The organism is Janthinobacterium sp. AD80 (assembly GCF_002878455.1).
GTDB lineage: Bacteria > Pseudomonadota > Gammaproteobacteria > Burkholderiales > Burkholderiaceae_D > Janthinobacterium.
In genome coordinates, this window is the sequence record NZ_NRDQ01000177.1 from 1 (window position 1) to 14,585 (window position 14,585).

The following is a 14,585-nucleotide window of genomic DNA, read 5'->3' on the forward strand; positions in this document are numbered from 1 at the left end:
ATCCTGGCGCACCACACGGGGCAGCCGCCGGCCAGCCTGGCGCTGGCCGAAGGGCCGCTGGGCAAACCCGTGCTGCAACAGCATGCGCTGCATTTCAACCTCAGCCACAGCGGCGCGCTGGCGCTGGTGGCCGTCGCGTGCGTGCCCGTGGGCATCGACCTGGAGCAGGCGCGCCCGGATGTCGATGCGGCCGCGCTGGCGCCGCTCGTCTGCCACCCTGCCGAACGCGCTGCCCTGGCCGCCCTGCCGCCCGGGCAGCGCCAGCAGCACTTTTTTGCAGCTGTGGACGCACAAGGAAGCGTATAGCAAGCTGCTGGGCACGGGCTTGCACAAGGATCCGTCCCTGCTGGCGTTCGGCCCGCCGCAGGGGCCGGCGCCCGTCACCGATGCGCAGGACGCCGGCTGCACGGCCTGGGTCTATCCGCTGTATCCGGCCGATGGCTACGCGGCCAGCCTGTGCCTGGCAAAACAGGGCGCCAGGCCAGTGTGGATGCGCTTTCGCGCCTGGCACGCCGCGGTGTTGCAGTCTGGACAAGCGCTTGCATAAAAGCCCCTCACCCTCGATAATGAGAATGCTTCGCATTTGTAGCCATGCGGATTTTTCAACAAGTTTTGCAGGGTTTCATCACGCATGCGCGCATTCTGGACTGTCATACACCGCTGGGCCGGCCTTACCGTCGCCCTCTTCCTCATCGTCGCCGGGCTGACGGGCGCCGTCACTTCCTGGGACCATGAGCTCGACGAGTGGCTCAACGCGGACATCATGGAAACGCCGGGCCGCGGCCCGCTGCAACAGCCATTTGCCCTGGCGCAAAAAGTGGCCGCCGCCGACCCGCGCGTGGAAGTCAACTACATCACCCTGGGCCTGGAAGAAGGCCATGCGGGCGCCTTCATGGTGCGTCCGCTAACCGATCCGGCCACGAACAAGCCGTTCGTGCTCGACTACAACACCGTGTATATCGACCCCGTCACGGCGCAGATCACGGGCACGCGCGATTCGACCGCCATTTCCCTGTCGCGCCGCAGCCTGATGCCGTTCTTGCGCCATTTGCACTACAGCCTGCACGTGCCAGCCTTCTGGGGCACGGACCGCTGGGGCTACTGGCTGATGGGCACTGTTGCCCTGATCTGGCTGCTCGACAGCATGGTGGCGTTTTATCTGACCACGCCGCGCCGCCTGCGCCCGCGCGCGCAGGACGAAGCGCCGCGCCACCGCGACGCCGCCAGCTGGTGGCAGCGCTGGAAACCGTCGTGGGTGGTGCGCTGGGCGGCCGGCGGCTACAAGCTCAACTTCGATCTGCACCGCGCGGGCGGCCTGTGGGTGTGGGGCATTATCGTCGTCGTGGCCTTTACCTCGTTCTCGCTGAACCTGTACCGCGAAGTGTTCTATCCCGTCATGTCGCTCGTCTCCACCACCACGCCGGGACCGTATGAAACGCAGACGCCGGCAGCGTATGGCACGTACATCCAGCCCGTCATCGGCTTCGAGCAGGCCGTGGACATCGCCAGGCAGGCGGCCGTGCAGCGCGGCATCACCTCGCCCATCGGCGGCATTTACTATGGCGGCAACTACTCGTTCTACAACGTCTCGTTCTTTGATCCCGCCGACGAATTCGGCACGGCCGGCATGGGCCTGTCGAACATCTATGTCGACGGCATGGATGGCAAGATCATCGGCCAGCACAAGCCATGGGAAGGCACGGCCGCCGACGTCTTCGTGCAGCTGCAATTTCCCCTGCACTCGGGCCGCATCCTCGGCATGCCGGGACGCATCATGATGTCCTTCATGGGCGTGATGGTGGCCATGCTGTCCGTCACGGGCATCGTCATCTGGGAACGCAAGCGGCGTTCGCGCCGGCTGCAGGCGAAAAAAGCCCGTGACATGCAACTGAATTAAGACCTGCGCCAGGCGCAAGCGGGCTGGCCGCCTCCGGGCCCCCGGCCCGCCAGCCCGCCTCGCCACACCTTGCCGCCGCATGCGCCCCCCCCCCCCAGCGCGCAACACGCACCACCAACACCTCTCATCACCTTGCACCGAGTCGCTGGCATATGCCGGCCGCTTGCCGTGCGCCAATTTGGCAACTGGCCTGTCACGCCAGGCCCGGCCCCCGTAAATGCAGTTTACTTGCAATAGCGTCGAGCGCCAGCTATTATCGCAACTCACTTGCAACTTGATTGCAAACAAGTTGCAACTAGATTGCAGGTGAATCGCCGCACGTCTGCAGCCTCCAGCGCCAGCAGCCCTTCCCGCCTTTTCAGAGAGACCTATGCGCCATCACGTATTCGCAGCCGCCATGCTGTCCACTTCCCCGCTCGCTTACGCGGCGGACGACGTCACCCTGCAGACCATCAAGGTCAGGGCGGACAGGCCCGCGACCATCGACAGCGTCGTCACCGTCGACAACGAGCAAGCCAATAACAGGACCCTGGGTGGCATGCTCGAACATGTCTCGGGCGTGCAAAGCAGCGCCTTCGGACCGAATGCGGGCGCGCCCGTGATACGCAGCCTGAGCGGCAGCCGCGTGCAGATCCTCGAGGATGGCCAGTCCATCCTCGGCATGAATGCCCTCAGCGGCGATATCAACATTCCCTTCGATCCCCTGTTTGCACGCAGCGTGACGGTCAACAAATCGTCCGACAGCGTGCGCTTTGGCGGCAATGCGATCGGCGGCAGCGTCGATGTGGATTCCGGCCTCATTTCGCGGAAGATGGAAGCCCAGGAGAAAGACGTGGAACTGGTCCTGCGCAAGGGCCACAACGATGCCGACGCCCAGGGCTTCCGCATGAACGTCAACGATGGCAAGCATTTCTCCACCAATCTGCAGATGTCCTTCCAGAAGATCGGGCATTACGACATTCCCGGCAACAGCAAGGCCGGCGTGTGCAACAGCCAGCTGTTTCCCGCGAAAGGCGGCGTCAACACCTTCCTGGCCGACAGTTGCCAGAAGGAAGCGCGGATCCAGCAGGTCTACAACAAGTCCTCGCAGCCGTATATCGACCAGTTCATGACGGAAAACCCGGACTGGGCGGACGGCGATTTTTCCTTTTATACCAATGACCCGACGTCCGTCTGGCAGCGCAAGACCTACGTCAATCCCGCCAATCCCGCCTACGTGCCGGGCACGCCCAGGACGGTGCAGAACAAGATCAACAAGGACGTGACCCCGAACTACCGCGGCACCCTGGGCAACAGCTACGCCAGCAATTCCCACTTTGCCGTCGGCAGCACCTACTTCTTCAACCAGGGCTACGTGGCCGTCAGCCTCGACACCAAGGACAGCAAGTACGGCGTCCCCGGCTTTTCCATGGAGAACCAGTCGTTCGGCGCGAACTACGCCGAAGGCCAGCCTGTCGGCGTCGTCATCAAGCAGGATAAATATGCGCTGGAAGCCCTGCTGCGCGACCCGTTCCCTTACCTGGAAAGCGCGCAGCTGCGCATGTCGCGCCTGAACAATGCGTCGGGAGAGCGACTGGGCGCCGCCAAGGCCAACGACTACCGGTTCGATACGCATCAGGCCGAGCTCCTGCTGGCGCACCGCCGCGCCGGGCCGTTGAGCGGCATGCTGGGCCTCGCCTACCAGGCCAGGGAAGTCAGCGGCACTGGGCCGCAGCTGTACCTGCCCAATGTCGACACAGGCAGCCACGCGCTATTCCTGAAGGAAAACCTCGACGCCGGCTGGGCTTCGTTCGATGCGGGTTTTCGCCATGAAAAAGTAAAACATGAGATTGGGCAGAGCGGCTTCAAGACGGCGCGCAATGCGGCCAACGGCAAGCTCGAAGACAAGGAATTCAGCCTGAACAGCTATAACCTGGGCGCCTCGGCCAAGCTGGGCCAGCTGTTCGGCGTGAAGCTGCGCTACGCTTCTTCGGAGCGCGCACCGGAAATCAACGAGCTGTACGCCAGCAACCGCCACTATTCCATCATGACCCAGGAAGAGGGAAACCAGAAGCTCAAGGCCGAACGGGCGAAAAACACGGAACTCACCGGCCTGTTCGGCAAGGGCGGCTTTACCTTGTCCGCCACCGGCTACGTCATGAAGTATGAAAACTTCCTGTATCTTGGCCATTCGGGACTGCAGACGGCCAACCGCCTGCCCCTGAAGTACTGGAAGCAGACGGATACGACGGTCAAGGGCTTCGAGGTCGATGCATCGCAGCTGATTCAACTTGGCGCCTACGGCAAGCTGAACCTCTCGGCATTTGCCGACCTGGTCAAGAACAAGGCGGACAATCCGGACAAGCTGCGCGCGCACAACGACGGTGAATACCTGCCCAACATGCCCACCAACCGCTACGGCGCCAATGTGCTGTGGGAAAACCAGGGCTGGAAGTCCCGGCTGTCGGGCACCCGCTATGACAAGCAGAAGTATCTGGGCAAGAGCGTCAGCACGGAAGTGCCGCTCGATGGCTACACCATGGTGAACTTCCAGGTCAGCCGCGCCTTCCAGCTGCCCAATTCGCCCGTGCGGGAAATCGAAGTCTTCCTCAGCGCCTCCAACCTGCTCGATGAAGATGCGCGGCCACACAATTCCCCGCTCAAATACATTGCGCCCTTGCCGGGCCGGGGGTTTCAGCTGGGGGTGACGGGCCGGCTGTAAGCACGACAGTTAGCACTTAAGTAAGCACGTCAGTAAGCACGTCAGCAAGCACGCAAGGCCAGGCGCCGGCTGCACGCCGCATGGCGCCTGGGCCATCAGCGCCTGGCTCCCCGATGCCATATACGCGGTGCAAATTTGCTTCAGTTATGCAATCATATTGCTTACCAATAAGCAACACGCTGACTATGAGCAGAAGGGAAGCAGATGGAGACAGCCGATGAAGTACGCCATATTTTGACTTATTTGCATGGCTATTTTGCCATGTTCCGTGCGCAGGACGGGCAATGGGGAAAACTCACCAGCAGCAAAGCCTTTGAAAAATTACCTGAGACTAGCGCACTAAGGAAAATTGCTGATCACACCCATCAGACCGTTCAGTATCTGAGCCGAAAGCTGTCGCACTACAGCGGCAGCTTGCAAGAGGCAAATCATCTCGACCAACTGCGGGCAATGCTCCAGCGCCTGTCCGAGCCAGCGGACCATGCCGACCTGCTACGGGATGCCAAGGCGGAAGTCTTGAAAAGCAGCCAGATCGAGCTAAGGGAGACGATCATTGCTCGTCACGAACACCAGGTGGAATGCTTTGAAGGGCTGCGTCGCCTGCTCGTGAACTTGACAGCGCCATCCTGAGGCGAAAGGCGCCGCGCCGGCAAGCAAGCGATGGCGGCGGATGATCCAAGGCGCTGCCAGTGCCTGCTGCCGCTTCCGCCGCCCATCCTCCCCTCCGTCCTAGACGGCGCTATCCCACGGCGCCGACAAGCGCACCGCGCAATTGATCAGCCCCACCATCGAATACGTCTGCGGGAAATTGCCCCACATTTCACCCGTCACGGGATGCGTGTCTTCCGACAGCAGGCCCAGGTGGTTGCGTGCCAGCAGCATGGTCTCGAAGATCTTGCGCGCCTCGTCCTTCCTGCCGATGCGGGCCAGCGCGTCGATGCGCCAGAAGGTGCAGATATTAAAGGCCGTTTCGGGCTTGCCGAAGTCGTCGGGTGCTTCGTAGCGGCGCATGTAGGGGCCGTCGCACAGCGATGCTTCGAGGGCGTCGACGGTGGCGATGAAGCGCGGGTCCATGGGGTCGATGAAGTTGACTTCCGCCATCAAGAGCACGGACGCGTCGAGGTCGCGCCCGCCCAGGCTTTCGGCAAACGCCTGGCGCTCCTCGCTCCACGCTTCGCGCAGCAGGCGTTCGCGGATCAGCACGGCACGGCTGTTCCAGTGGTCGGCGCGATCGGCCAGGCCCAGCTTGTGCGCGACTTTCGCCAGGCGGTCGCAGGCGGCCCAGCTCATCAGCATGGACGAGGTGTGGACGCGCGCGCGCGTGCGCAGTTCCCACATGCCCGCGTCCGGTTCCGCGTGCAATTTGAAGGCCTGGTCGCCCACGGCTTCCAGCGCGGCAAACTCGGCTTTTCCCGCCCGGTGGAACAAGCGGTGGTCAAGAAACGCTTGCGCGGCGCCCAGCACGATATTGCCGTAGACATCGTGCTGGAAGTGTTCCTGCGCCTGGTTGCCGACGCGCACGGGGCCATTGCCACGGTAGCCGGGCAAGTGGTCGAGCATGGATTCGGGCAACTGCTCTTCCAGGCCGATGCCGTACAGGGGCTGGATGTGCCCGCCTTTCGAGCGGGCGACGATATTCGTCAGCCAGCGCAAATACTCTTCCATGGTGCCCACTTCCGACAGGCTGTTCAGCGCGCGCACGACGAAGAAGGCGTCGCGCAGCCAGCAGTAGCGGTAATCCCAGTTGCGGCTGCTGCCGGGCGCTTCGGGAATGCTGGTGGTCATGGCGGCGATGATGGCGCCCGTGTCTTCATACAAGGACAGTTTCAGGGTGATGGCGGCGCGGATGACCACGTCCTGCCATTCCAGCGGCACGGCCAGGCGCCGCGTGTAGGTGCGCCAGTAATTGATGGTTTCCTTCTCGAAGATGCGCGCCGTCTCGTCGATGCCGCCGGCCAGGGTTTCATCCGGGCCCAGCAGGAAGTTGGCCGTGCTTCCCAGCACGAAATACGTTTCGCTCAGCACATAGTTAAGCGACACATCCGTGTTCAGGCGCAAGGTCTGCTCCGGTCCCACATAGCGGATGTGGTGGCTGCCCTGCGTGATCTGCGGCGCCAGCCGGCCCCAGTCGTAGCGGGGGCGCAGGCGCACGCGGATGCGCACGGCGCGGTCCAGCGGGCGCACCCTGCGGATCAGCATCAGCGGGCGGAACATGCGGTCGCGGCTGAGGAAACGGGGAGCGAAATCCGTGATTTCCACGCCGCGCCCATCCGTGTCGTACAGGCGCGTGCGCAGCACGGCCGTGTTGGGCTCATAGAATTGCTCGCTGCGCGCGAAGTTTTCAATATCGATGGCCCAGACGCTGCCATTTTCGGTGTCGTCCAGCAAGGTATTGAAGACAGGATCGCCATCGAAACGGGGCAGGCACGACCAGACGACCTGCCCTGCCTGGTCGATCAGGGCGCTGAAGGCGCAATTGCCCACCACGCCGCAATTGAGCGACGCCTGCGCGGGCGGCTTGCTGGCGGTGGGCGCGTTGGCGCCGCTGGGGGTGTCATACGATGTCGTCATCATTTACTCCTTCAGGGGGGCTACGGCGGCGGCCAGCAGCGCGGTGCGCAAGGCGCCCGGGCTGGCCAGGCGCAGGGTGGCGGCGCTGGGACCGCTGCCCACTTTCACGCCCTGCCCGCCAACTTGTTGTACATAGGCAAAGCCTGCCTCGTCGGTGGTGTCGTCGCCGGCAAACACGGGACGGCGGCCGGCGAACGGCGCCTCGCCCATGAAGGCGGCGATGGCGCCGCCCTTGTCGGTGGCGGCCGGCTTGGCTTCCAGAACCATTTTGCCATGCAACAGCAAAATGCCGGGGCACGCTTGCACGGCGGCCGTCATTTCCTGCAGGCATAGCTGTTCCAGCGCGGGCGCCAGGCGGTAATGCAGGGCAACGGCGCCGCGCTTCTGTTCCACCAGCAAGCCAGGATGGCGCCGCGCCAGGGACTGCGCGCAAGCCAGCACGGGCGACACGTCACGCGTGGGCGCCACGTGCAGCGCGCCATCGGCGCCGCGCCGTTCCACCCCATGCACGCCCGCCACCGGCAAGCTCAAGGGCGCCAGCATGGCGTCGATCTGCGCCACGGGACGGCCGGAAATCAGGGCCAGCGCGCCGCCATGGCGCTCGGCCAGCAGCGCCAGCGCTTCCACCACGCCCGGCTCCAGGCGCACGCCGTCAGGCGTGGGCGCCAGGTCGACCAGGGTGCCGTCAAAGTCGAGGAAGACGGCTGTTCCAGGCGCACTCAGCAGTTGCAGCAGGGCCGCGCTATCGTCAGAGTCCTGCGTCATCAAAGCCCCTTGCGCCGCTTGATGCGGCTGTGGGCGTCGATCTTCGTCATGACCTTGTCGCGCTGGCGCAAACGGGCCGCGTCCAGCAGCATGCGTCCGGCCCAGCGGTAGACATTGAAATGCTTCACGCGGGCACGCATGCTCTTCATGCGCTCGCGCTGCTCCACGGGCGGCATCACGAGGGCACGGTACAGCGCATCGGCGCCCTGCTCAATGTGGTAGGGGTTGATGATCAGCGCTTCGTGCAATTCGCGCGCGGCGCCCGTGAACTGGCTCAGCACCAGCACGCCCAGTTCGTCGTCGCGCGCGGCGATGAATTCCTTGGCCACCAGATTCATGCCGTCATGCAAGCTCGTCACCATGCACACTTCCGAGGCGCGGAAATAGCGCTGCAAGTCGTCCTGTCCATGGTGCTCGGCCTTGAGCAGGATGGGCACGTAGTTGCCGCTGCCGAAACGCCGGTTGATGCGCTCGACCATCTTGCGCACGCGCGCATCAAAACTCTGGTATTCATCGAGCGAAGCGCGGCTGGGAGCGGCGATTTGCACGAAAGTAAAATTGCCCACCATGCCAGGCTGCTGCTCCAGCATGCGCTCGACGGCCTGGAAGCGCTCGACGATGCCCTTGGTGTAATCGAGGCGGTCCACGCCGATGCCCAGCAGATGGTCGGCTGCCACGCCCAGCTCGGCGCGGATTTGCGCGCGGCAGGTGGCCACGTCGGGCTGTCCGGGATTGTCGTCCGGCCAGGCAATGGAAATCGGGTAATCCTCGACCTGCGTCATCTCGCCGCCGTAGGAAATGGTCGATGCTTCCGGTTCGATGCGCGTTTCCAGGTAGCGGTCCACCGTTTCCAGGAAATTCTTGCGGTGGAATGGCGTGTGGAAACCGAGGATGGTACTGCCCAGCAAGCCGTCGAGGATTTCCTCGCGCCACGGGCAAATGCCGAACGATTCCGAGTTCGGCCAGGGGATATGCCAGAAGGTAATGATCGTCGCCTTCGGCAAGGCTTCGCGCACCATGCGCGGCAGCAAGGCAAAGTGATAGTCCTGCACCAGCACGACGGGATTGTCCGTCTTCGCCTCGGCGATCACGGCATCGGCGAAGCGCCGGTTGACTTTCACGTACTGCTCCCAGTCGGACGAGCGGAACACGGGGCGCACGTGGGCGATATGGCACAGCGGCCACATGCCCTCATTGGCAAAGCCATAATAATAGCCCTGCTCTTCCTCTTCCGTCAGCCACACGCGGCGCAAGGTATAGCTGGGGTTATCGGGCGGCACGGGCACGTGGTCGAGCTTGTCGACCGTCTCGCGGTCGGCGGAACCGGCGCCATGCGCGATCCACGTGCCGGAACAGGCGCGCATCACCGCTTCCACGGCCGTCACCAGGCCGCTGGCGGGGCGCTGCACTGCAACACCAGCGTCTGTTTTCGTGTGGATATACGGCTCGCGGTTCGATACCACCAGCACCTGGTCGCCGGACAGGTCCGCTTCGAGCAAGGCGCGCAGCTTGTCCGGCGTCCAGTCGGACGACCAGCCGTTGTCGCCTTGCCGTTCCAGGTGATACTCCTGCAGCAGTTCGCGCAAGTCGCCGATCAGCGGCTGCATTTCCGGCGGCGGCGCGGGCACGGCGGCAGGCGCTGCGGCGGCCACGGCGGGATTGTTCTTCGACAGCAGTTCACCGCGCAGGATGTCCTTGACGGCGGCCAGCCAGCCGCGCCAGCTCAGGTGCGCCACGAACACGGTCATCAGGGAAATCAGCACGGCCAGCACGGCCAGGAAGGCAAAGATAAAGCGCTTGGTATCGGTATTGCGGCGCTCGACAAAGCTCATGTCCTGCACCAGCACCAAACGGCCCAGCTGCGAGGCGTCCTGCATCACGGGTGTTTCGCTGATGTGGACTTGCCCTTGCGGCAATTGCGCCAGGGATTTGTACAGGCCGCCCGTGGAAGGCGTGCTCCAGCAGCCGATCGAGGCAGGGTATTCCAGCGAGTGGTACAGCAGATGGCCCGCGTTGTCGCAAAAGCCGATGGCGATCAGGCGCTCGTCGCGCGTGGCACCCTGGAACAGTTCGCCGATGCGCGTGGCGTCCTGCGCGGGCAGGTATTCGGTCAGGGAAGGACGGAGGGTTCCAGCGAGCAATTCCGCCCGGCTGTCGAGGTCGCGCACATACCAGCGCAGGGTAATATTATCGAGCAGGGGTACCACGATATAGGCAAACAGTCCCAGCACCAGGGCCAGTGGCAGGATGAAGCGCAAGGACATTCTCAGTGAACGTACTATCATCGATTTCCTTTGCAAAAACAAAAAAGCATGGCAAGTATGACTATGTTTCCAAGCTGGCGGCGCCCGTTTGCTTTCCGTATTGAAACGTCAACGGCGCATGGCGCAGCGCAGCAATTCATGCCAGTATCCACCCTGATGCAAGTCTTATCCGTTCGGCAACGCACGTCCCCGCTACGTCATCTGCACGTAAAATAGCCGCTTCCGATATCCATTTCACCAATACACAAGGAGTTTTCGCCTATGGATCTCAGCACGTTCCACTCGCTGATGGGAGGCCCGCTGCGCTCGGCGCTGACCGTGCTCGTTTCCGCCCTGCTCGTCACCGTGGTCGCAATCGGCGTGCACCGTGCCGGCATCAGCCTGCTGAAAAGACTGGCCAATGGCCGCCCGTTCACCACCAACGCCACCCGCGTGGCTTTCCGCGCCAGCCAGCTGTGCGTGATCGTCTTCGGCCTGCGCATGGTGCTGGCCGGCGCGCCCGACGATACGCCGGGCCTCGTTGCCATGTCGCACCTCACCAGCGTGGCGCTGATCGTGGCGCTGACGTGGCTGGCCATGAAATGCATCGAAACCCTGTCCATCACGATTTCCGAAATCAACCCCGTCGACGTGGCCGACAACCTGCGCGCGCGCCGCCTGATCACCCAGGCCCGCGTGCTCACGCGCAGCGCGCACGCCATCGTCGTCATCCTGGGCCTGGCTTTCGTGCTGCTGACACTGCCCGGCGCGCGGCAGATCGGCGCCAGCCTGCTGGCCTCGGCCGGCGTGGCGGGCCTGGTGGCCGGTATCGCCGCCCGCCCCGTACTGGGCAATTTCATTGCCGGCCTGCAAATCGCCTTCTCCCAGCCGATCCGCATCGACGACGTGCTGATCGTCAACGGCGAATGGGGCAAGGTCGAGGAAATCAAGGGCACGTACGTGGTCGTGCGCGTGTGGGACGAGCGTCGTTTGATCGTGCCGCTGCAATGGTTCATTGAAAATCCGTTCGAGAACTGGACGCACAGCTCGTCTACCCTGCTGGGCACGGTATTCCTGTGGCTCGATTTCAGCATCCCGCTCGAACCGCTGCGGGCTGAACTGGCGCGCATCTGCGAAGCGGCGCCGCAATGGGACAAGCGCGTGTGCACCGTGCAAGCGACGGATTCGAACGAGCGCGCCGTGCGCGTGCGTTTTCTGATCAGCGCCGCAGATTCGGGCCTGGCCTTCGAGCTGCGCTGCATCGTGCGCGAACAGATGCTGGCGTTCATCACGGCCCACTATCCGCACGGCCTGCCCCGCCTGCGTTCCACGCACGACCCCCTCACCGTCTACGACAGCCCCTTGCCGGAGGAAAAAATCAGCCTCGCCAAGCTGTGACTTCCAGCGGCGCGCTGCCCATCGCCGCGCGCCGCTAGAATGGAATGCCTGCAAGCACGCGCGAAGGGCTGGCACGCATGAGCACCACCGCTTGGTTCATCCTCATCGGTTGCCTGATGCTGGCGCGCGGCCTGGCCGCCGACAGCATTGCGCGCCTGCCCATGACCTCGGCCATGGCCTACCTGGGCGTGGGCCTGCTGCTGGGGCCGATGTTCCTCGGCCTGTTCGCCTTCGACCTGGTCGAGCAGGCGCCCCTGCTGGAAACCCTGACGGAAATCGCCGTCCTCATCTCCCTGTTTTCCGCCGGCGTCAAGATGCCGGTGCCGTTCAGCCTGGCGCGCTGGCTGCCCTCGCTGCGCCTGGCCTGGCTGTCGATGGCCATCTCCGTGGCCCTGGTGGCCGCCTTCGCCCACTGGGTGCTGGACCTGCCGCTGGGCGCGGGCGTGCTGCTGGGCGCCATTCTCGCCCCCACCGACCCCGTGCTGGCCACCGACGTGCAGCTGCGCCATGCGGGCGACAGCGACCAGTTGCGCTTCATGCTTACCAGCGACGCGGGCATGAACGATGGCAGCGGCTTTCCCTTCGTCATGCTGGGCTTGGGCTTGCTGGGCCTGCATGAACTGGGGCCGCACGCCGGCACCTGGCTGTGGCGCGATTTGCTGTGGGCCAGCGTGGCCGCCATCGTCCTGGGCGCGGCCGGCGGCGCGCTGCTGGCCTGGCTGGGCTGGCAACTGCGCGGCAAGGAGCCGAAACATGCGGTGCTGGACGACCTGGCGGGACTGGGCCTGATTGCCCTCGTGTATGGCGTGGCCACCTGGCTGCACGCCTGGGGCTTCCTGGCCGTGTTCTTTGCCGGCGTGGCCCTGCGCCAGACGGAACTGGTGCTGGCCGGCGCGCCGACGGACCGCCAGGGCTTGCTGCAGGCCGAAGAGGCGCATGCCGTCTCGGCCACCCAGGCGCACGACAGCGCGGCGCCGCTCACCGTCAGCGGCGAAGCGCTGGTCTTCAAGGAACACCTGGAGCGCCTGTCGGAACTGACCCTGGTCTTGCTGCTGGGCGGCGCCGTCACGGCTGCCGCCTGGAGCTGGCAGGCGTGGAGCGTGGCCCTGTTCCTGCTGCTGGTGGCGCGCCCGGCCAGCGTGATGCTGGGCTTGCTGGCGTCCGGCACCAGCGTGCGCCTGCGCGGCCTGGCCGCCTGGTTTGGCGTGCGCGGCATCGGTTCGCTGTACTACCTCAGCTATGCCATCGCCCACGGCTTGCCGCACGGCCTGGCGCGCGAACTGGCCGACATCACCATCGTCGTCGTCATGCTGTCCATCATCGCGCACGGCCTGACGGTGACGCCCCTGCTGCGGCGCTACTGGCGCAAATAGGCCCCGTCGCCGCCCTGCTTCTCATTGCTACACAGCAACGTTTCGTCAATTGGCCCTGGCTCGGGCGGAAATATTGTTAAGATAATTAAAAATGCCGCGCACGCTACAGCGTATGTGCGGATTCAACAGCAAAGAAAGAAGACTCAATGAAACGTAGAAGCGTGCTGGGACTGGGCGTCTCGCTGGCCCTGCTGCAAACGGGCTGCGCCACCGATCCCGTCAGCCTGGCCTGGGAAAAGGACTTTGACGCTTTCATGCACAAGGGCCTGGCGCGCACGGAAACGCCGGGCATGAGCGTGGCCGTGGTGCGCGGCGAACAGACGCTGTTCGCGCGCGGCTATGGCTGGGCCGATATCCAGGCGGGCAAGAAGGCCGATGCGAACACGGTCTTCCACGTGGCTTCCGTCAGCAAGCTGGTCACGGCCACGGCCGCCATGCAGCTGCTGGAACAGGGCGCCTTCCGGCTCGACGACAAGGTGGCCGCCTACCTGGACTTCCCGCTCCTGCATCCGAAGTTTCCCGACGTGCCCATCACCTTCCGCCACTTGCTCAGCCACACGTCCGGCATTTCCGACGCCGTGTACGACAAGACGGCGGCGTTTGCCGTCCAGGGCGACCCGCGATTGCCCCTGCGCGACTTCGTCAAGGGCTATCTGTCGCGCGGCGGCGCCTGGTACGACGCGGACCTGTCGTTTGCCGCCCGCCCCGGCACGGAATGGCGCTACAGCAATGTCGGCATCGCCCTGCTCGGCTATCTGGTGGGCCGCTTGCATCCCGATGGGCTCGACGCCTATGCGCAGGCGCAGCTGTTCGAGCCGCTGGGCATGGATAATACGGCCTGGAGCCTGGCCAGCCTGCCGCGCCGCGCCGTCGTCGCCACGCCATATGCGCACAAGGAGCCGGGCCTGCAGGCGTTGCCGCCCGTCGGCTACCCGGACTGGCCGGCCGGCTTGCTGCGCAGCTCGGCCAACGACTTCGCCCGTTTCCTGGCCATTTTCAGCAATGGCGGCCGGGTCGATGGCCACCGCTACCTGCAAGATGCCACCCTGCAATTGTTTTTTGCCCCACAAGCGGCTCCCGTCGTGCCGGCCGATGTGTCCGTGCGCCAGGCCCTCGTCTGGCTGCTGCGCGACGTCGACGGCAAGCCGCTGGCCACGCACAGCGGCGGCGACCCGGGCGCCGCGTCCGTCGTCTGCGTCGACCGCGCCAGCAAGACAGCCGTGCTGGCTTTCGCCAACGTCAGTGCCGATAAGGAGTTTCGTTCATTCCAGAAGGAAGTCGTGCTGCGCCTGCTGGCGCATGGCGGCAGCGGCGTGCCGGCGCGCTAGGTGTGAAGTTGCAAGAGGTTATTCTGGCCGGATCTGAGCCGTGACATTGGGGCCTTGCCAGCAATGCCCTGATGCGGCCGGTGCCAGTTGTAGTGATGGTTCCATTCTTTGAGCATGTTGGCCCGCTCCAGTGAGTTGTTATAAACAAAGCCGTAAGCCCATTCGCGCAAGGCTGACTGGATGAAGCGTTCGGCCTTGCCATTGGTCTGTGGTCGATAGGGCCGTGTAAAGCGGTGCTTCAATGCTATCTGGCTACAAGTGGCCTTGAATGACTTGGAGCGAAAGGCTGAGCCGTTATCGGTCAACAAC

General features: G+C 64.2%; 12 protein-coding genes. 8 read left to right on the top strand and 4 right to left on the bottom strand.

The window, feature by feature from the left end; genetic code table 11:
* The 5 genes from JaAD80_RS30910 to JaAD80_RS25190 all read left to right on the top strand — a co-directional run.
* Positions 1–306 (top strand): 4'-phosphopantetheinyl transferase superfamily protein (locus JaAD80_RS30910; protein ID WP_374755280.1); only part of this gene is annotated, 306 nt, incomplete at its 5' end.
* The gene (locus JaAD80_RS30915) at positions 275–547 is read left to right on the top strand and encodes a 4'-phosphopantetheinyl transferase superfamily protein (RefSeq protein WP_102298629.1); all 273 of its coding nucleotides are present in this window, start codon (positions 275–277) and stop codon (positions 545–547) included. The genes JaAD80_RS30910 and JaAD80_RS30915, both read left to right, overlap by 32 nt.
* An 84-nt stretch (positions 548–631) precedes the next feature.
* Positions 632–1,897: a PepSY domain-containing protein gene (locus tag JaAD80_RS25180; protein ID WP_102298631.1), complete on the top strand. Its 1,266-nt coding sequence runs from the start codon at positions 632–634 to the stop codon at positions 1,895–1,897.
* A 397-nt stretch (positions 1,898–2,294) separates the two neighbouring features.
* Entirely contained in the window at positions 2,295–4,598 is a 2,304-nt protein-coding gene (locus JaAD80_RS25185; RefSeq protein ID WP_258003170.1) for a TonB-dependent receptor, read from the top strand.
* A 204-nt stretch (positions 4,599–4,802) separates the two neighbouring features.
* Positions 4,803–5,228 (top strand): hypothetical protein, encoded by a 426-nt coding sequence (locus JaAD80_RS25190; RefSeq protein WP_102298634.1) that lies wholly within the window; start codon positions 4,803–4,805, stop codon positions 5,226–5,228.
* Between the two features lie 99 nt (positions 5,229–5,327).
* Here the strand turns inward: JaAD80_RS25190 and JaAD80_RS25195 are convergent, their stop codons facing one another.
* The 3 genes from JaAD80_RS25195 to JaAD80_RS25205 are packed head-to-tail and all read right to left on the bottom strand — an operon-like array spanning position 5,328 to position 10,219.
* Positions 5,328–7,169 carry a glycoside hydrolase family 15 protein gene (locus tag JaAD80_RS25195; protein WP_374755281.1) on the bottom strand — a complete coding sequence of 614 codons (1,842 nt, stop codon included), beginning with the start codon at positions 7,167–7,169 and terminating at the stop codon, positions 5,328–5,330.
* 3 nt (positions 7,170–7,172) lie between these two features.
* Positions 7,173–7,934, bottom strand: coding sequence for a trehalose-phosphatase (gene otsB, locus JaAD80_RS25200; RefSeq protein WP_102298638.1), 762 nt, complete (start codon positions 7,932–7,934; stop codon positions 7,173–7,175).
* The gene (locus tag JaAD80_RS25205; protein WP_180979583.1) at positions 7,934–10,219 is read right to left on the bottom strand and encodes a trehalose-6-phosphate synthase; all 2,286 of its coding nucleotides are present in this window, start codon (positions 10,217–10,219) and stop codon (positions 7,934–7,936) included. Before JaAD80_RS25205 ends, otsB begins: the two co-directional genes overlap by 1 nt.
* Before the next feature lie 240 nt (positions 10,220–10,459).
* Here JaAD80_RS25205 and JaAD80_RS25210 point away from each other — a divergent pair, with 240 nt between their 5' ends.
* From JaAD80_RS25210 to JaAD80_RS25220, 3 genes are all read left to right on the top strand, one after another.
* Positions 10,460–11,575 carry a mechanosensitive ion channel family protein gene (locus JaAD80_RS25210; RefSeq protein ID WP_102298642.1) on the top strand — a complete coding sequence of 372 codons (1,116 nt, stop codon included), beginning with the start codon at positions 10,460–10,462 and terminating at the stop codon, positions 11,573–11,575.
* 77 nt (positions 11,576–11,652) lie between these two features.
* On the top strand, positions 11,653–12,948 hold the full coding sequence (locus JaAD80_RS25215; protein ID WP_102298643.1) for a sodium:proton antiporter: 1,296 nt from the start codon (positions 11,653–11,655) through the stop codon (positions 12,946–12,948).
* A 146-nt stretch (positions 12,949–13,094) separates the two neighbouring features.
* The gene (locus JaAD80_RS25220) at positions 13,095–14,276 is read left to right on the top strand and encodes a serine hydrolase (RefSeq protein WP_102298645.1); all 1,182 of its coding nucleotides are present in this window, start codon (positions 13,095–13,097) and stop codon (positions 14,274–14,276) included.
* Here the strand turns inward: JaAD80_RS25220 and JaAD80_RS25225 are convergent.
* Positions 14,273–14,585 (bottom strand): integrase core domain-containing protein (locus tag JaAD80_RS25225; protein WP_146012533.1); only part of this gene is annotated, 313 nt, incomplete at its 5' end. The genes JaAD80_RS25220 and JaAD80_RS25225 overlap by 4 nt on opposite strands.